Annotated in this window: 13 protein-coding genes; 12 read left to right on the top strand and 1 reads right to left on the bottom strand. The window is 38.7% G+C overall.

Annotation, left to right across the window (positions count from 1 at the left end; genetic code table 11):
- Positions 1 to 55 precede the first annotated feature (55 nt).
- Complete coding sequence (locus ACFFHF_RS04710; RefSeq protein ID WP_160545490.1) at positions 56 to 1042, bottom strand: alpha/beta hydrolase fold domain-containing protein; 987 nt, start codon at positions 1040 to 1042, stop codon at positions 56 to 58.
- Positions 1043 to 1429: 387 nt separating this feature from the next.
- Between ACFFHF_RS04710 and ACFFHF_RS04705 the strand changes: the two genes are divergently transcribed.
- From ACFFHF_RS04705 to ACFFHF_RS04650, 12 genes are all read left to right on the top strand, one after another.
- On the top strand, positions 1430 to 2284 hold the full coding sequence (locus ACFFHF_RS04705) for a 3-hydroxyacyl-CoA dehydrogenase NAD-binding domain-containing protein (protein ID WP_160545489.1): 855 nt from the start codon (positions 1430 to 1432) through the stop codon (positions 2282 to 2284).
- An 18-nt stretch (positions 2285 to 2302) separates the two neighbouring features.
- Complete coding sequence (locus ACFFHF_RS04700) at positions 2303 to 3082, top strand: enoyl-CoA hydratase-related protein (RefSeq protein ID WP_160545488.1); 780 nt, start codon at positions 2303 to 2305, stop codon at positions 3080 to 3082.
- 77 nt (positions 3083 to 3159) lie between these two features.
- Complete coding sequence (locus ACFFHF_RS04695; protein WP_160545487.1) at positions 3160 to 4728, top strand: class I adenylate-forming enzyme family protein; 1569 nt, start codon at positions 3160 to 3162, stop codon at positions 4726 to 4728.
- Positions 4729 to 4742: 14 nt separating this feature from the next.
- Entirely contained in the window at positions 4743 to 5162 is a 420-nt protein-coding gene (locus ACFFHF_RS04690) for a thioesterase family protein (RefSeq protein WP_160545486.1), read from the top strand.
- 4 nt (positions 5163 to 5166) lie between these two features.
- Entirely contained in the window at positions 5167 to 6870 is a 1704-nt protein-coding gene (locus ACFFHF_RS04685; protein ID WP_160545485.1) for an acyl-CoA dehydrogenase FadE, read from the top strand.
- A gap of 44 nt (positions 6871 to 6914) precedes the next feature.
- Positions 6915 to 8090, top strand: coding sequence for an acetyl-CoA C-acetyltransferase (locus tag ACFFHF_RS04680; protein ID WP_160545484.1), 1176 nt, complete (start codon positions 6915 to 6917; stop codon positions 8088 to 8090).
- Positions 8091 to 8364: 274 nt separating this feature from the next.
- Entirely contained in the window at positions 8365 to 9339 is a 975-nt protein-coding gene (locus ACFFHF_RS04675) for a LacI family DNA-binding transcriptional regulator (RefSeq protein WP_377057664.1), read from the top strand.
- Positions 9340 to 9541: 202 nt separating this feature from the next.
- A complete protein-coding gene (locus ACFFHF_RS04670) occupies positions 9542 to 10498 on the top strand; it encodes an ABC transporter permease subunit (protein WP_160545482.1) in 957 nt (318 codons plus the stop codon).
- 12 nt (positions 10499 to 10510) lie between these two features.
- Positions 10511 to 11425: a carbohydrate ABC transporter permease gene (locus ACFFHF_RS04665; RefSeq protein WP_160545481.1), complete on the top strand. Its 915-nt coding sequence runs from the start codon at positions 10511 to 10513 to the stop codon at positions 11423 to 11425.
- Positions 11426 to 11484: 59 nt separating this feature from the next.
- The gene (locus tag ACFFHF_RS04660; RefSeq protein ID WP_160545712.1) at positions 11485 to 13092 is read left to right on the top strand and encodes an extracellular solute-binding protein; all 1608 of its coding nucleotides are present in this window, start codon (positions 11485 to 11487) and stop codon (positions 13090 to 13092) included.
- 92 nt (positions 13093 to 13184) lie between these two features.
- Complete coding sequence (locus ACFFHF_RS04655) at positions 13185 to 14678, top strand: GH32 C-terminal domain-containing protein (RefSeq protein ID WP_160545480.1); 1494 nt, start codon at positions 13185 to 13187, stop codon at positions 14676 to 14678.
- A gap of 114 nt (positions 14679 to 14792) precedes the next feature.
- Positions 14793 to 20198, top strand: coding sequence for a GH32 C-terminal domain-containing protein (locus ACFFHF_RS04650; protein WP_160545479.1), 5406 nt, complete (start codon positions 14793 to 14795; stop codon positions 20196 to 20198).
- Positions 20199 to 20305: the final 107 nt, after the last annotated feature.

Genomic DNA, 20305 nt, shown 5'->3' with positions numbered 1-20305 from the left:
CAATCTTAAAAAATGGCCAATTATCTTTAAATAAGATTTTTGGCCATTTTTCTAATTATTTATTTTCTTTTCCCTTTAAATGTGAATCTAAAAAGTCAATGATAAGATTAACAATTTTTGGCTGAGCCCAAACATCTCCACCGTGACCAGCACCCTTTACAACATAACGAGTTGAATCTACCCCTTTATTTATTAATGCTTCATGGAGAATTTGTGTTTGATTCGGTGAAACTAGCGTGTCTTGATCGCCATGCATTAGCAGGAAAGGAGGGTCATCATTTGTTACATAAGTAATTGGATTTGCTTTTGCAGCCTTGTCAGGATGGTCAAGAATGGAACCGCCCGGTCCAAATACTGCTGCCCCATTAACCCACATAGCTTCAGGTGCTGAAGGAGACTTATGAATTTCTTGCACTTCTTTCGAATAACCTTCCCCTACTTTTGTTAAATCTGAAAGTCCGTACAAATCTATAACGGCATTGACTTTACTGCTTACATCGAGGAAATCACCCTTGTCATACTCTTTTATATTATTTGTTGTACCTGCTAATGCAGCAAGATATCCTCCCGCAGAAGAACCCATGACAGCAATTTGATTAGGATCGATTCCATACTTTGCAGAGTTGGCACGTAAATAGCGAATAGCAGACTTAACATCTTCGAGTGGTGCTGGGAAAGTACTCTGAGGAGTTACCCTATATTCAATACTAGTTACAACATAACCTGCTTCAGAAATATCCATTCTTTGCTGCAAATAGTTGTCTTTGTTAGCTGCCATAAACCCTCCACCAGTAATAAATACAACTGCTGGGAGTAGATCTTTACTATTAGGTTTTAAAATATCCATTTTTAATGGATAGTTTGGATATCCAAAAATAGATGGTTGAGAATAAACAACATCAGAAATCAAGCTAACAGATAATTTTTGAATGGGTACCTCTAGCTGTTTACTGGTGCTGTTTAAGGCACCTGCAATAACTGAAGTAGAAAGAAGAAGTGTTAATAAAACCGTAATGAAAAAGGTCCTTTTCTTAAATTTCATTAGTAATACCCCCTAGTTATTAAATCTATCATTAAAACGCTTTCGATTTTGGTGAATTTAATAACATCCTCCTTTCCTTATGAAGAAATTGTAGATCGTTATAGGATTAGGAACTTTATGCTAAATATAAGTGTATTTATCTTGAAAAATAAGCTCATTAAAGAGGGAAAAAAAAGTAGTTTTTCGTATAAATTGATAGTTGACATTATAGTATTACGGGTTACACCAAAAAAAATCTATAAGTCTTATAAGAAGATAATTTCTTTACTATAATACGACGAAAAATCATAAGTATTTTCCTACATAGTGTAGGTACAAGGAAACATTCATTATTAGTTATAATGAATTTACAGAAATTATTAAAAATTCAAAAAAGGAGTTGCGACAATGACCACTCAAACAATCGGTGTTGTAGGAGCTGGATCCATGGGGACGGGTATTGCAAACCTAGCTGCAATTAATGGATTCAATGTTGTATTAAGAGATATTGAGGAGCAATTTTTAGAAAACGCTTTAAATCGAATGAGTAAGTTTATGGATAAAAGTGTTTCAAGAGGAAAATTAACAGAAGAACAGAAACAAGAAGCATTAAGTCGTATACAAACAACCACTCAATTAGAGGATTTGAGGGATGTTGATATCGTAATTGAAGCGGTTATCGAGGATTTAACATTAAAAAAGGAAGTATTCTCAAGCCTCGATCAGATTGTCCGTGAAGGTGTCATTATCGCGACAAACACATCCTCTATGTCAATCACTGAGATTGCTTCGGCAACCACTCGTCCTGAACGAGTAGCAGGAATGCATTTTTTTAATCCTGCACAAATCATGAAGCTAGTAGAAGTGGTACGTGGATATAAGACTAGTGATGAAACGGTAGAAGAATTGAAAGCGCTATCTATAAAGCTAGCAAAAGAACCAGTTGAAGTTAAAAAAGACTCACCAGGATTTATTGTTAATCGTATTATGCTTCCACAGTTTATCGAAGCGATCAAACTAGTTCAAGAGGGAGTGGCCTCTTATGAAGATATTGATAAAGCAGTGAAACTGGGATTGAATTACCCAATGGGCCCTTTTGAGCTTCAAGATTTTGCTGGAGTAGATATTGGTTACCATGTAATGGAGTATTTTAAAAAAGAGTTTAATAACAACTTTTATGCACCGCCACTTCTTTTAAAGGAAGTTATTCGAGCAGGAAGATATGGGAAGAAAACAGGTGCAGGATTTTACGAATATGAATAATGATTGGAGGAAAAGCGAATGAGTTATGAATTTTTATTATGTGAGATTAACAAAAATGTGGCTGTTGTTACAATTAACCGCCCACCTGTAAATCCCTTGAATACAAAAGTTTTTCAAGAATTAAATACTATATTTGGTGAGCTTGAGGCAAATGATGAGGTGCGGGCAATTATCCTTACTGGAAGTGGAGAAAAAGCATTTGTTGCAGGTGCTGATATCAATGAAATGGCTAACCTTGGCCTTGTTGGAATTAATAAGATGAACAAAATTTCAAGAACGGTTTTTTCAAAAGTTGAAAATTTAACAAAGCCTGTTATTGCAGCAATAAATGGTCTAGCTCTTGGTGGGGGATTAGAACTAGCACTTGCTTGCGATTTACGGATTAGTTCAAGTAAAGCTAAGTTTGCATTCCCTGAAGTAGGACTTGGTATTATACCTGGCGGGGGCGGCACACAGCGTTTGCAAAAAATGGTTGGCCAGGGAGTAGCGAAGGAACTTCTTTACTTTGGCGAGATGTTTGATGCCTACCGTGCCTTAGAATTAAATATGGTTAACAAAGTAGTCCCTCTTGAAGATTTACTTGATACAGCACAGGAATGGGCTCTAAAGTTAGCCCAAAAACCACCAGTGGCTCTACAAATGTTAAAATTAGCCGTTAATACTGGAGGGAACACGGATCTAGAATCTGGCTTAATTATTGAAAGTGCTTGTTTTGCAAACGCCTTCTCTACAGAGGATCGAAAGGAAGGGTTACAAGCATTTATAGAAAAGAGAAAACCAATTTTTGCAGGAAAGTAGGGAAAGTTTTTATCAAATGAAGTATCCATAAACAATATGGGTACTTCATTAAATAAAAATGTTTTTTTCGAGGGGTGATGAAAAGAGTGGGAAAAGATCGAAATCTATTTTCGGTATATGGAATTTTGGAGTCTTCATCAAAAAATTATGGTCAAAATGAAGCATTATTTGATTTGAAAAGAGCAGTTACTTACTCACAGTTAAAAAGTGATGTTGATAAATTCGCAGTGGCTTTAACGAAACGAGGGATAAATAAGGGGGAACGAGTTGCAGTATCCTTACCCAATTGGTACGAAACAGTTGTTATTTTTTTTGCTGTAGCAAAAATTGGTGCTATCCTTGTCCCGTTTAATCCTAAATATAAAGCTCATGAAGTGAACCATATACTAACCAATTCTGAGCCAAAAGTAATTATTGTCTCTGAAGAATTTAACCATAATTTTGGGTTGAAAGAGGTACTGTTTTTAGTAGAAGAGGTTATTACTGTCCGTTTTTGTTGGGAAGGACTCTTATCCTTTCACGAAATCATGGACGAGGAATCTGTCTATCTGGACGAAGTACCAATAGATGTAGATCAGGACGTATTTTGCATTTTATATACCTCTGGTACGACGGGTGTTCCAAAAGGTGTCATGGTTACTCATCGTAGTGTCGTACAATCTGCTAATACAATGGGTGTGGAACTCTTTTTTTCTGAAAAAGATGTACTAATTCTTCCTGCTCCTTTATTTCATATATTTGGTATGGCAGTTAATTTGTTTTGCGCTGCCTTCACAGGTTCTCGTATCGTGTTATTGGAGAAGTTCCAACCAACTGAAATGCTACGTTTAATTGAACAGGAAAAAGTAACGATTTTAAATGGCGTACCTACCATGTTTATTAAACTACTAGAAGTGGAAAACTTCGATCAATATAATTTGTCTACGCTACGAACTGGTGTTGTAGGAGCATCCCCGATTCCGCCATCAAAGGTGAAAGAAATTCGGTATCGCATGGGAATTAACCTTTGCCAATCATTTGGAATTACTGAGACGGTTACCGTTACAATGACTCCTTACGATGATAAAGAAAAGAATATTACAGAAACCCTAGGAAAGCCAATTCCTGGAGTAGAGTTAAAAATTGTTGATAGTAATCGTAACGCGTTAGCTCCTGGAGAAAAAGGGGAAATCGCGATTAAGAGTTTTGGCACAATGAAGGGATATTATAAAATGCCAGAGCATACAGCAGCAGTGATCGATCATGAGAATTGGTACTATACTGGTGACCTTGGCACTCTTAATGATCAAGGCTATTTAACATTTGTCGGTAGAAAAAAAGAAATGATTATTCGGGGTGGACTTAATATTTATCCACAAGAAATTGAGTCTGTACTCGCAAGGCATCCCAAAATAGTAGAGTCTGCTGTAGTAGGTTTGCCTGATGAGACCCTAGGAGAGTTAGTGTGTGCGGTTGTTCAATTGAAAAGTGGCGAAGAGTGTACAGAGGAAGAAATCATCAATTATATAAAGAACCATATTGCCTTATATAAGGTCCCTCAAAAAGTAACTTTCACAAGTAAATTCCCGGTAACAGCAAGTGGGAAAATTCAAAAAATAAGGCTTCGCGAAGAAATAAGTAATACTAATTCTACTATTCAAAGTTAAAGGAGGTAAGAAAAATGAAATCGGAATATCATTTTCAAGTACGGTGGGGAGATACGGACGCGGCAGGTATCGTTTATTATCCAAATTTCTTTAAATGGATGGATGAAGCAACACATGCTTTTTTTACAAAAATAGGTTATCCTTCTTCAAAGCTTTTTGCAGAACAGCAAATTGGGGTACCTCTGTTAGAGGCAAATTGTGCATTCAAGAGCCCCCTCGTGTTTGAAGACCATATTGTTGTACAAAGCTCAATAGAAGAGTTGCATAACAAAGTCTTTAAAATTAAGCATGTTTTTATAAAAGAAGGCCAAATCGTTGCCGAAGGTTATGGAGTCCGTGCATGGGCCTCTTTTGCTGGTAAACCAAAAGCCCAAACTATCCCAGACTATATTCGTGAAAAGATGGAATCTCAAGTCAAAGCAATGGAGGGATAGTTACATGCTTATTGAAAAAAGGCAAAATCATCCATTTTTATATACTGGTAGATTACTAGGGGACATTCTTACACCAGAGGACTTTCATGATGAACATCAAATGATAGCAGATTTGGCAAGTAAATTTGTGATGAACGAGGTTTATCCAAAGTTAGAAAAAATTGAAAATCAGGAGTTTGAGGAAACCGTTTCATTAATGAAAAAAACTGGTGAACTAGGTCTTATACGTGCAGATATCCCTGAAGAGGATGGTGGTCTTGGATTAGGGAAGGTTAGTGCAACCATTATTTCTGAAAAGATGGCACTTGGTCGTTCGTTTGCTATTACTTTTGGGGGTCAAACCGGGATTGGAGCATTACCTATTGCTTATTTTGGAACGAATACCCAAAAAGATACGTATCTTCCAGAAATCTTGAGTGGAGAAAAAATTGCTGCATATGCTTTGACAGAACCATCTTCAGGAACAGATGCAATGAGTGTGAAAACAATAGCCGTCTTATCTAAGTGCGGAAATTATTATGTATTAAATGGGGAAAAACAATGGATTACAAATTCTGCGTTCGCTGATATTTTTATCGTGTATGCGAAAGTGGATGGGACACAGTTTACCGCCTTTATTGTTGAAAAGAGCTTTAAAGGTGTGTCTACAAGTGCAGAAGAAAAGAAGATGGGGCTTAAAGGGTCTTCTACTCGATCACTTATTTTAGAAAATGTACGGGTTCCTATAGAAAATGTTATTGGAGAAGTAGGTAGGGGACATAAAATTGCTTTTAATGTATTGAACATTGGCCGTCATAAGATTTCTGCAACATCACTCGGTACAGCTAAACGAGCTATTGAACTGGGAGTAAAATATGCCAACCAACGAATGCAATTTGGTCAGTGTCTTTCTTCCTTTAATCTAATTAAGAATAAAGTGGCTGATATGGTAATTAAAACTTATGTCAATGAAAGTGCTATCTATAGAACAGCGGGAATGATGGAAGAAGGCTTCGATTATATGAAAAAAACTGGGGATGATTTTGCTACTACAATTGCACCTTATGCAGTAGAGTGTTCCATTAATAAAGTCATGTCTACAGAAGCTTTAGATGAAATTGTTGATGAAGCGGTTCAAATTCACGGTGGTTACGGTTATATGAGAGAGTATGAAATTGAAACCCTGTATCGTGATTCTAGAATTAATCGAATCTTTGAGGGAACAAATGAAATTAATAGACTACTCATTGCCACCACTGTCTTTAAAAACCATGCAGATTTATCTGAAGGCGAAGAGTGGAAAAATGGGTTACTTCAACATGAAAGACAGATTCTTCAACTAATAAAAAAATTATTTCATGCTGCTATTCAGTCTATAAATAAGAATAGCCTTAGTAATTTTCAAATAGAGCAAGAAATTGCCGCATTACTTGCTGATATGGTTATTACTATTTACGCTATTGAAAGCGCTATTTTAAGAACGGAAAAATTAATCATGAGATGGGGGGAGGAAAAAAACAGGCAGAAGCTTGATTGTACTAAAGTATATACTCATGAAGCTTCACAACAGATTGCACTCAGGGCATTAAACATGATTAACCATTTTGGTGATGAAGAAATCTTCTCACGATTTGCTAGTCGATTGATTATGAGCAGTTCAGAAAATAATGTGTTAATCAAACGAAGAATTGCTGATGTTGTATTAGAGAAAGAACGTTATTATTGTTAATTTGATCGCTTTCATCTGAGCGTTTTATAAGGAGTGGGGGAAACATGAGCAATATTGTTTTGGTGGATGGGGCACGAACGGCATTTACAGAAATTTCAGGTACCTTTAGAGGGATTTCAGCTACCGATTTAGGGGTGGAAGCTGCACGAGGAGCGATTCTAAAAGCGAATATTAATCCCGAAGATATTAATCACGTCGTCTTTGCAAATGTTCAACAATCAAGTAAGGATGCACATATTTTAGCTCGTCATATTGGTTTAAAGGCTGGTCTACCTGTAGATGTTCCAGCTTTAACAATCAATCGCTTATGCGGTAGCGGTGTTGAAGCAATTATCACAGCAGCAAGGTATATTTTGACGAGTGAAGCAAATGCGGTACTTGCTGGTGGAACAGAAAGTATGAGTAATGTTCCTCATGTTATTCCAGGGATGAGGTGGGGTAGTCCGCTTGGTGGACCTGCTATTGAAGACTGGGTATGGGACGGATTATACGATACCGCCGGTGACTGCACGATGGCTGATACAGCAGAAAATTTAGCCGAAAAATATGGCATTTCTCGTCATGAGGCTGACATTCATGCACTTACCAGTCATGAACGGGCTCTAGCCGCAATAGAAAGGGGATATATGGCAGAGGAAATTGTTCCAGTTGAAGTAAAAGAAAGGAAAGCAAGTAAAATCGTTAATCAGGATGAACATGTCCGAAAAACCAGCCTGGAGAAGCTTGCGAAGTTAAAGCCTCGTTTTAGAGAGAATGGAATTGTTACTCCGGGAAATGCAAGTGGGATGGTCGATGGGGCAGCATCAGTTATTATCACTTCTAGTGGGTTTGCCGCTGAAAAAGGATTAAAGCCAATCGCAAGACTAGTATCGTGGGCAGTGGTGGGAGTTGACCCAAAATATATGGGGATTGGACCGGTTCCGGCGATTCAAAGCGCATTGCAAAAAGCAAACCTTACACTGAAGGATTTGGACTTAATCGAAATCAATGAGGCATTCTCGGCACAGTATCTTGCTTGTCAAAAAGAGCTGGGGTTTGATCCTGAAATTGGAAACGTAAATGGTGGTGCGATTGCTCTAGGACACCCACTAGCGGCAAGTGGGACGAGAATTACTCTTTCTCTAGCTTATGAGTTACAAAGACGTGGTGGAAAATATGGTGCATCTGCTGTCTGCATAGGTGGGGGACAAGGAATCGCCACGATTTGGGAGAGGTTATAAAAATATTTAATCTGAAAAGAAGTAAATGTAATCGCACGGTGAGCTTTCACTAGTGCGATTATTTTTATACATAGAAAAGGGAATCAAAAAATTAATTAGCTGCAATATGGAAGCGGCTTCCTGTGGTGTTTGTTGCTGAAAATAATGGCTATGCAGAGAGGCGGTGTCTTCTTTTTTATTTTGAAAATTCTTTTTAAAAAACCGTTGAAACGTTTCAATTATGATGTTATGATAAATTTATGAAAACGCTTTAATTGTTTTGGGGGTATTATTAGTGCCAAGTATAAAAGATGTTGCAGACTTAGCAGGAGTTGGGGTTGGCACTGTTTCACGTGTCATAAATAAGAATCCCACTGTAAAGCCTGAAACAAGGGAAAAAGTAAATGCAGCTATTAAAAAATTGAATTACATACCAAATGAAGTAGCGCGAAACTTTAAGATGCAAAAATCAACGATGGTGGCGTTATTGCTCCCAAGTATATGGCATCCGTTTTTTTCAGAGTTCGCTTATTACATTGAGGACGCACTCGATAAAGAAGGATATAAGTTAATGCTCTGTAATAGCGGGGGGAGACCGGATAAAGAAATCTACTATCTTGATATGCTTAATCAAAACAAAGTAGCTGGCATTATTGGGATTACCTACAATGAGATTGAAGATAGTGTGAGTACGGATATTCCGATTATTAGCTTGGACCGACATTTTGGGAAAAAGATAACATGTGTCACTTCAGATAACTATGCCGGCGGTCGAATGGCCGTAATGGAGCTTGTAAAGGCGGGGGTAACCAAGGTTGCCTATCTTGGAATTACTAGTTCTGTATATAGTGAAGTTTTGCTTCGCAAGAAAGGATTTATGGACGAAGCGGAGGCACAAGGAATTGAATACGTGACTTACGAAGAGCACGATGCTGTTTATGATGATGACACCTTCTTTTATGATTTCTTTAGCAAAAAAGAACACGAAGATGTAAATGGCATTTTTGCCAATACTGATCTGCTTGCAGCTAAATATATAGATAAAGCAAAACAAAAGGGAATTCTTATTCCTAAGGATGTAAAAGTGATCGGTTATGACGGCATTCAAGATAATAAGCTGTTTCGTCCATTTTTATCAACGATACGGCAACCAGTCGAAGAAATGGCAAGGATGTCTGTGGAGCTCCTATTAAGAAAGATTGAAGGAGAAACGTTAGACCAAGATATTTATCGAGTTCCGGTTATGTATAGAGAAGGAGAAACAACGTAAGTTTTTTTAGTCTTTAGAATGAAACGTTTCAAAAAGGTTGTACTCAACTCCCTATTAAGCTTAAAGGGGTTGGGGATTACTTTACTAACAAATTGAAACGTTTCAAAAATAATTATGAGATGCATAAAAAATTTTAAAACAGATTGGAAACGTTTCAACGGAGAGATTCATCTCAAAAAAACACATATAAGTGGGGGATAGCATGGAAATAGCTAGAAAGGCAGATCCAGTAATCAACTCAACTACCACAGTGAAAAAAGGATTGAAGCTCAAAAAAATCTTAACAAATTATCAGCTTTATTTATTTCTTTTACCCGCATTAATCTATTTTATAGTTTTCCATTATGTACCTATGTATGGAGTGTTGATTGCATTTAAAGATTTTGTGGCTACAAAAGGGATTATGGGAAGTCCATGGGTTGGATTTAAACATTTTGAGAGGTTTTTTGATTCCTACCAATTTTGGTCGTTGATAAAAAATACTCTTGGACTGAGTGTTACACAACTAGTCGTTGGATTTCCTCTTCCGATTTTCCTCGCTCTTATGTTAAACCAAATGAGAAGTGAGAAATCGAAACGGTTTGTCCAAACAGTCGTTTATGCACCGCATTTTATTTCCGTTGTTGTTTTAGCCGGTATGATATATGTGTTCTTTTCCAATAACGGATTGATCAATAATATGATCCTAATGTTCGGTGGAGATCCTATCTCCTTTATGGCAAAACCTGAATGGTTTAAACCATTATATATTGCATCTGGAGTATGGCAGGAGACAGGCTGGGCTGCCATCATCTATCTAGCAGCTCTTGCAGGAGTAAGTCCTGAGTTACATGAAGCAGCGGTAATGGACGGTGCAAATAAGTGGCAGCGAATCTTCCATGTGGATATACCAGCTATCATGCCTACTGCAGTTATTTTATTAATCTTGTCAGTGGGAAGCATTATGAACATTGGTTTTGAAAAGGCTTACTTATTGCAGACACCGATGAATCAGCCGTCGGCAGAAATCATTCCTACTTATGTATACAAAATGGGTTTACAGCAAGCTCAATATAGCTTTGCTGCTGCGGTTGGCTTATTTAATGCAGTGATTAATTTGATTTTACTAGTAGCTGTAAACAAGTTCGCAAAGAGATTATCAGGTACAGGATTATGGTAGGGGGTGCCAAAGATGAGTTTACTAACATTAAAGAATAAAAAGATTACTAGAAGATCGAAGGAAGATCGAGTGTTTGATGCCATTAACGTGTTCCTAGTGGCGCTCATTGTGATATTAGTTATTTATCCTTTGTACTTTATTGTTATTGCTTCCTTTAGTGATCCTAATATGATTTACGAAGGTAAGGTGTGGTTGCTACCAAAGGAAATCACTTTTGAAGGATACGAACGAATTTTCAGAGATAGCAAGATTTGGTTGGGGTATAAAAACTCTCTCATTTATACAGTGGTTGGGACGATTGTAAATGTATCGTTCACATTAATGGCTGCTTATGCTTTATCAAGAAAGGATTTATATGGAAGAAATGTGATCATGTTCTTGTTCCTAATGACGATGTTTTTCTCAGGTGGATTAATTCCAACGTATTTAGTTGTAAAAAATTTAGGACTGTTGAACACCATGTGGGCACTTATTTTACCAAAGGCAGTAGCTGTGTGGAATGTGATTGTAGCAAAAACATATTTCGAGAGTTCCATACCCAATGAACTTTTAGAGGCTGCCAAAATGGATGGATGTTCCGACGCGAAGTTTTTTTGGAAAATAGTCTTACCTTTGTCCAAACCGATTGTTGCTGTCATGGTGTTATTTTACGCGGTCGGACACTGGAACTCCTACTTTGATGCACTCATCTACTTGAATAACGAAAACTTATATCCACTGCAGCTCATTTTACGAAATATATTAATTCAAAATGAGGCGTCTACCATGATGATAAGCGACCTAGAGTCATTAGCTGCGAAGCAAAGAGTTTCTGAGTTAATCAAGTATGGTGTCATAATTGTTGCTTCTGTTCCGTTACTAATCGTCTATCCTTTTGTTCAAAAGTATTTTGTAAAGGGTGTAATGATTGGCGGAATTAAAGGTTAATACAAAAAAATGATCAAAAATGAGGGGGAAAAGAAATGCTTAAATCAATGAGAAAAAGAATGAAGAAGAGTAAAGCGTCAACGATTTTGGTATTAGGACTAACAGCGACACTTGCGTTGACGGGTTGCACAAACAATGATTCAGCTAGCTCTGATAGTGCAGAAAAAGTTGCCTTTAACAAAACAGGTTTACCTATTGTTGACAAACAAGTAACGCTAAACATCGTTTCATCAAAGGCAGCATTAGCACCTGACTATTCCGAAATGGTCATTTTTGATCGACTTCAAGAAGCAACAAACGTCAAAATTAAATGGAATAATATCCCTGGCGATGGTTATCAGGAAAAGAAAAATTTAATGCTGGCAAGTGGTGACCTGCCAGATGCGTTCTACTCATCAGGATTTAGTGATCATGACCTTGTACAATATGGTCAAAACGGTACGATTATCCCATTAGAGGATTTAATAGATAAATATGCACCAAATTTAAAGAAACTATTTGAGCAAAGACCAGACTTGAAAAAAGTGGTTACTGCTCCTGATGGACATATTTATTCCTTGCCTCGTGCAGAGGAAATGGATCTAATTGGTATGCCTAATATAATGTTTATAAATAAAGTATGGCTAGATAAACTAGGCCTCGATATGCCTACCACTCTTGAAGAATACCATGATGTGTTAAAAGCTTTTAAGGAAAAGGATCCAAATGGAAACGGAAAGCAAGATGAAATTGGTTTGACTTTCTGGTATAACGGCTGGTGTGGGAATGAAGGAGACTTGATTGGTTTATTTGGATTACCAGATTCACCTTTTGAAGCGGACCATCGTGTTGTAAGAAATGGAAAAGTGATATACGCTGCTGTTCAGCCGGAATTTAAAGAGGCGATCAATTACTATAATGGATGGGTCAAAGAAGGATTAATTGATTCTGAAGTAGTGACGCAAAAGACAGAACAAATATTTGCTAAAGGAAAAACAGAAGATCCAACTCTAGGGTCATTCATTTGGTGGGAGAGTACGGAAGTAGTGGGAACGGATCGAGTAGATGACTATGTTGTGTTACCACCATTAAAAGGGAAAGACGGGAATATTGTCATTGGCCGATCCAACTATTCTGAGTATGGAAGGGATGCATTTGTGATTACATCTGCCAATAAGAATCCTGAAGTGACGATGCGTTGGGTTGATGAATTGTATGAACCGAAAATGTCTGCACAAATCAACTGGGGTCCGATTGGCGAGATATATGAAGAAGATGCAAATGGAATGTTAGTAAATAAAGAGCTTCCAGAGGGAGTAGCGATGGGTGAGCTGCGTCAGAAAGTGGCACCAGGTGGTCCATTTGTCGTTTTAAAGGAACACTTCGGTAGTGTGGTAGATATGGAGCCAAGAGCGAAGGAAAGGCTAGAAATTCTTGATGAGTATTATAGACCGCATATGGTATCAGAGAATTACCCGTCTATCTTCTTTAGTCCAGAGGAGCTTGAAGTCATTAACACCATTGAGCCAGAAATTAAAACATTTGTAAAACAAAAAGAGGCTCAGTGGTTAGTTGATGGTGGCATTGAGGATGAATGGGATGACTATGTACAGCAATTAAAAGATATGGGACTTGATCAATTAATGGAAGTGTACCAGACGGGTCTGGATCGCTATAACAAGCAATAAGCCATATAAAGCCAGACAGTGTTTTCGTCTGGCTTTTCAATTCATACCAAAGATTGAACTGAAAGATTTCGAATGAGAGGCAGGCCAATACTATGAATAACGTCTTAGAAAAGCAACAGTATTATACAGAGAAATATCGTCCACAATATCACTTCTCACCCGAGAAGAATTGGATGAACGATCCGAATGGCATGGTGTTTTATGAAGGAGAGTATCATTTGTTTTATCAATACCATCCACATGGAACGACATGGGGACCCATGCATTGGGGGCATGCAGTTAGTAAAGATCTCGTGTCTTGGGAACATCTGCCGATTGGTCTGGCTCCGGATGAGCATGGGATGATTTTTTCGGGTAGCGCAATCGTTGATTGGAACGATTCAAGTGGTTTTTTTGAGGGGAAATCAGGGTTAGTAGCAATATTTACTCACGCGGACACATACCCAGAAACCAATCGTGCGAGACAAAGGCAGAGTCTTGCCTATAGTAAGGATCATGGTCGAACCTGGATAAAGTATGTGGGCAATCCAGTCCTTCAGGAAGAATATATTTCCGATTTCCGAGATCCGAAGGTATTCTGGCATGGTGAAACGAACCGATGGGTTATGGTCGTTGCATCTGGACAATCGATCCGAATATATACTTCTAGAAATATAACATCTTGGGAGTTTGCTAGTGAATTTGGAGAAGAAGAGGGCTCTCACCAGGGAGTTTGGGAGTGTCCTGATCTTTTTGAATTGCCTGTTGATAAGGATCCAAATCAGAAAAAGTGGGTGTTATTCGTTAGTATTGGTGATGATCCCAGCTTACCAGAAGGTTCTCGAACACAATATTTTACAGGGGAGTTTGATGGAAAGACCTTTGTGAATGATAACTCTCCAGAAACGGTCTTGTGGATTGACCATGGCCGTGATAACTATGCGGGTGTTAGCTGGTCAGATGTTCCCAACAAAGATGGTAGAAGAATATATATTGGCTGGATGAGCAATTGGCGTTATGCAAATGTCACTCCAACTAAGGAATGGCGCAGTGCGTTGACACTTCCAAGAGTAGTAGAATTACAATCAACAGAAGAAGGAATTCGACTTGTTCAGAAACCTGTACAGGAAATGCAATGTTTACGGGTGGACCATAAATCTTTTCAAAAGGAAGAGGTAAAGCCAGGGGCAAATCTCTTAGAAAATGTAAAAAGTAATACATTTGAAATCATTGCAGAATTTGAACTGACAAAGGCAACAGAATTTGGATTCAAGGTATGTAAGGGAGCAAATGAAGAAACGATTGTCGGATACGATGTGAAAAATCAAAGGGTTTTTGTGGATCGAAGCCATTCAGGAGAGGCTGCTTTTCATAACGCTTTCGCTGGCAAACACGAAAGTAAACTTGTACCTGAAAACAACAAAATTACTTTACACATCTTTGTAGATCAGTCGTCAGTAGAGGTGTTTGGAAATCAAGGACAAGTGGTTATCACAGATTTAATTTTTCCAAGCGAAGAACATAAGGAAATAGAACTGTATGTAAAAGAGGGAGATGTAATTTTACAATCGCTAGAGTTTTATACATTAAAATCTACTTGGCGATAATTTAAGAAATCGGGAGATTAAAGCAATGCTGCTTCTCTCCCCTTTTTCTTGCAACCAGTTGAAGACACCACGGATGGACAGAAAGTGAAAATACTTTTCTAAAAAGGTGATGTCATGATTAGAAAACTAAAGTGGAAAAAGGTTTTCTCAGTGCTTTTAATTTTAGTACTTATGTATCAATCATTTATACCATTTTCAGTGCCTGTTCACTCAGCTTCCCTACCAGTAGTGAAAGATGAAATCTACCGTCCAGGGTATCATTTTACTCCAGAGAAAAATTGGATGAACGATCCTAATGGTATGGTTTATTACAATGGGGAGTATCATTTGTTTTATCAGCATAATCCTACTGATAAAGTATGGGGGCCGATGTATTGGGGTCATGCAATTAGTAAAGATCTCGTAAACTGGGAGCACTATCCAATATCGGTTTATCCAGATGAAAATGGGTTTGCATGGTCTGGGAGTGCGGTGGTGGATTATGAAAATACATCTGGTTTAGGAACAAAAGAAAATCCACCCATGGTTGCTCTATATACGAGTGAACTTGGCGGCGATAATCAACATGTGAGTGTTTCTTATAGTGGAGATAGCGGAAGAACATGGTCCACGCTTGAACAAAATCCAATCATCTCCATGCCGAATGAGTTAAAAGCAAGTAATGGAGGATCAGGTGTGTTCCGAGATCCAAAGGTATTTTGGCATGAACAAACGAAGCAATGGATGTTTGTCATCACTAGTGGAAAGCGCATCGATATTTACTCATCAACTAATCTATTAGACTGGAAAAAGGTAAGCGAATTTTCAGATCCTAAAGCAGCAGAACTTGGTCTTTGGGAATGTCCAGATTTATTCGAGTTGCCCCTGTATGATACGAATGGAAACCAAACAGGTTCGAAATGGGTGCTAACGGTAAGTATAAATCCAACACCAACGGGTGGAACAGGGATGCACTATTATGTGGGGGAATTTAATGGTACAACATTTACTCCAGATGACAACTCCAAACCATTAAATTGGGCAGATTACGGGGCCGATTTTTACGCAGCAGTTACATGGAGTAACACTGTTGAGCAGCCAGAAGATGGTCGAAGAATCTGGTTAGGCTGGATGAATAATCCTGCACAATACGCAGGGCAAATTCCAACTTCCACCTGGAGAGGTGCCACAACTGTGCCGCGTGAGCTTTCATTAGTGGAAACAAATGAAGGGGTTAGATTAAAGCAGCAACCAGTCAAGGAATTAATTAGTTTACGAGATACAGCGAATGAAGTGAAAATCGCGAATCAAAAATTTTCAACTATAAATGTATTAGAAAATGTAACCGCTGATATGTTTGAGCTTGAAGCTGAGTTTAACCTGAATGAAACATCAGCATCTGAGTTTGGATTTCAAGTACGTAAAGGGGACAATGAAGGAACTACCATTTCCTATCAAGTGGCAGACGGAAAATTATCAGTAAACCGGACACAATCAGGAGAGACCGATTTTCATAAGGATTTTCCTTCCATTCAGTATACGAATCTAACAGTAAATGATGGAATCTTACACGTAAAACTGTTAGTTGACCGTTCTTCGGTTGAGGTGTTTGCAGAAGAAGGAACCGCCGTGTTTACGAATCAAATCTTCCCGAGTGAAACAAGCAAAAAAATTGAATTATATGCAAAAGACGGAGAGGTATCATTACGTTCCTTATCCTTCTATCCATTAAAAGAAGCATCATTTACGAAATTTGTAGAAGACGTGGATGTAGAAAACCTTCCAAATACGATTGAAAATCCTAATTTTGAAACAGGTGATTTAACTGGCTGGACAACAACGGGCTCGGCGTTTAGGGCACCTGTCTCCGATGTGAAAAGCTTTTGGGGTGGGCCATTTGAGCATGAAGGTATCTATCATTCATGGGGATTCCTCGGAGCGAAGAGTGATGATAAATCAGATTTACGAACCGGTGTAATGAAGTCTAGCAATTTTGTGCTGGAAGGAAATGGAGTTATTGACTTTTTAGTAGGTGGAGGTCAGGACCTAAATACCCTGTATGTAGCACTAGTAAATGCTTCAACCGGTGAAGAGCTGATGAAGGCGACAGGAGCAAATACAGAAAAATACCGGCGAGTCAAGTGGGATGCTTCCGAGTACTTGGGAGAAGCACTCTTTATAAAAGTAGTAGATTATCATTCTGGTGGTTTTGGTCATATCAATGTGGATGATTTTCATGTTTTTAACGAAGACGTAGGAAAGCAAGATGATCTCATTAACCCTGGCTTTGAAACAGGAGATTTAACTGGATGGACAGCAGAAGGAAATGCATTCAATGGAACGGTAACTGACCAAGCCACTTATTGGGATACACAAATTCCGTTTGAACATCAAGGGAAGTATCATCTATGGGGCTTTAACGGTGCGGATCCCAATGGAGCGGATCAAAGAACTGGAACCCTCACTTCTAATACCTTTGAACTATCAGGAAATGGTGACGTCTCTTTCCTAGTAGGAGGGGGAGATGAGATGGATGGGGAGAAAAAGTACGATTTATATGTTGCCTTGGTTCGTGCTTCCGATGGAAAAGAGTTGTTCAAAGCAACAGGACCTGAATCAGAGTCATATAAACGTGTTACCTGGAAGGCTTCGGAATATGTAGGTGAAAAAGTATATATCAAAGTGGTCGATCAACATATAGGAGGGTTTGGACATCTGAATGTGGATGATTTTCAAGTGAAAGGTCGCGGGATGTTAAGTCACTGGAGTTTTGATGAACAAAAGGGCCATACCGCTCTTGAATCAGTCAAAAACGAACAGCTAAAGGTAGAATATGTTTTTAATGAAGCAAAGTATAAGCCTTCTACCGATCCGCTTTGGAGAAAAGGGGTCGTGGGTCAGGCACTTCTATTTGATGGCTATTCCACTTATATCAATCAACCTATTAAAAAGGCAGCACAGCCAAGTGATGCATTGACAATAGAAGTATGGGTAGCACCACGATCGTATGAATGGGGAGATCTTGGTCAGCTGTCAGCGATTGTTAATCAGCACAATAAAGCTCAAGGCGAAGGCTATATTTTAGGAATGGGTCGACATGGAAAATGGTCATTCCAAGCCGGGATGAATGGCGAATGGAAAGAAGTGTGGGCAAAAGAAGACAAACCGCTTGAAAAAGATCAGTGGTCCTATATTGTAGCCACTTTTGACCAGGATGAAAAAAAGATGAAGTTATTTTTAAATGGTGACCTGGTTGGGGAAGTAGATACTCCTAGAAATGCCACGATTACAGCGACCGAGAATAATCTTTTAATTGGTAAGCATAATTCAGCCGCCGTATTAAGCTCGTTTACAGCAAATATGTTTAACGGGATGATTGATGATCTGAAAATCTACAATAAAGCATTATCTGAAGAGGAGATTAAAAGCCACTATCAACAAGTGATTACAAGCCATGAAAATGAACAGTTACCTCTTCCGGATTTATCTTTTGACCGCAGTGTGTATGATGGGGATCGCTATCGCCCACAATATCATTTTCTCTCACCAGGTCACTGGATGAATGAACCTCATGCGCCGTTTTATTATAACGGAAAATATCATCTCTTCTATCAGCATAATCCTCAAGGACCTTATTGGCATCAAATCCATTGGGGTCACGCGGTAAGTGATGATATGGTTCATTGGGAAGATGCGCCAGTTGCGTTAGCTCCATCAGGTGTGTCACCAGACGGAGTATGGTCTGGCTCTGGAAGCTTTGATGAAAATGGAGAGCCGGTGTTATTTTTTACAGCGGGAGATGACAGTAAAACACCGAACCAAATGACAGGTTTGGCGAAACCGATGGATGTCCAAGATCCAATGCTGAAGATGTGGGATATGTTAGAACATCCGGTTACAGTTCAAGCACCTGATCTTCCAGCAGAGGAAGGGAAGGTAATGTATGGTCAGTTCCGTGATCCATTTGTCTGGCAAGATGGTGATACTTGGTATCAAATTGTTGGTTCGGGTATTGAGAATGTTGGTGGATCCGCACTCCTTTACACTTCAAAAGACCTGGAAAATTGGGAGTATAACGGTCCATTCTTTACAGGGAATTCCAAAGCCTATCCAAAAACTGGAGATGTATGGGAATTACCAGTGTTTTTACCTATTGGGAAGGATGCAAACGGAGAACAAAAGTATGCGTTTTTTATCAATCCTTGGTTTAAGAGCTATAGTGAACATAATATAAAATACGTGTTCCATTGGGTGGGCTCATGGGATAAAGAAAAGAATAAATTTATCCCAGACCATGAGGAGCCGAAACTATTTGATTACGGTGTTCATTTTACTGGACCAAGTGGAATGATTGATGATAAAGGACGTTCGATCCTATTTAGTATTGCTCAAGACCGAAGAACGGACCAGGAGCATTATGATGCAGGTTGGGCACATAACGCTGGTTTACCATTAGAATTGTCTCTATTAAAGAATGGAGAGCTTGGTGTTGAGCCGATTAAAGAATTAGAAACTCTCCGAGGCAAACAACTGATTAATATTAGAAATTCGAGTCTATCAAAGGCAAATAAGAAGCTTGAGAAAGTGAAAGGAGATATGTTAGAAATCATCCTTGAAATTAAAGTAAAATCGGATGAGAAATATGGTATTAAAGTTCGTCAATCAGGAGATTCATCAGAAGAAGTCAACCTCTATTTTGACGAAACAAACGAGCAATTTGGAGTAGACGCTAGCAAAATGAGTGTAGACCCTGATGTTGCGAAAACTAGCAGTTCTGGAACTCTTTCCACAGAAGGAGAAAATGTGAAGCTTCATATTTTCCTAGACCGATCGATGATTGAAACGTATGCGAATGGGCAAAAAAGCATTACCACAAGAGCCTACCCAACAAAAGCGGATGCATTAGGACTTGAACTTTGGAGTAAGAACGGAAAGGCAAATATTGTCTCAATGAAAGTATATGAGATGGGATCTGCCTATAGTGACACAGTCGTACCAGCGTATTATGGGGATGATACCCCTAAAGAGGAAATTCCACATGGCGAATTAATGAATCATGACTTTCAAACAGGAGATTTAACTGGATGGACGATTGTAGAAGGAAATACTTTTACAAATGACCATGTGACCAATAAGAACGATTGGGGATGGGGTGGTCCTTTCGGTCAGGCAACAACTTCGACTGACCCCAATAAATTTCATCTATGGGGATTTCATCCTGATCACGGGGGAGATGCGGCAACGGGTGTGTTGAAATCTGCAGACTTTGTCCTCGGAGGAGATGGTCAAATTGACTTCTTAACTTCAGGCGGAGCAGATGAGCAATTACTATACGTAGCGCTGGTCGATGCGGAAACAAATGAAATCTTAAGGAAAGCAACTGGCCATAACGGCGAAGCCTACAGAAGAGTTAGATGGGACGCTTCAGAGTTTATCGGTAGAAAATTGTTTATTCAAGTTGTTGATAAACATACAGGAGGATGGGGGCATATTAATCTAGATGATGTGAATGTTCCAGTGGAGCTGGAGGAAGAGCAGTAAATACTTTTATGACCTTTTAGACCTCTATTGCTAAGTGCAGACAGAATTCGCGTTATTAAGCATAGAAAGGAGGAAGTTCGTTGGAACTTCCTCCTTTCTATTGCTCT

It is taken from the genome of Robertmurraya beringensis (genome assembly GCF_042433785.1).
Lineage (GTDB): Bacteria > Bacillota > Bacilli > Bacillales > Cytobacillaceae > Robertmurraya_A > Robertmurraya_A beringensis.
The sequence above is the reverse complement of the archived record's forward strand: the minus strand, read 5'-3'. Positions and strand labels throughout refer to the sequence as shown.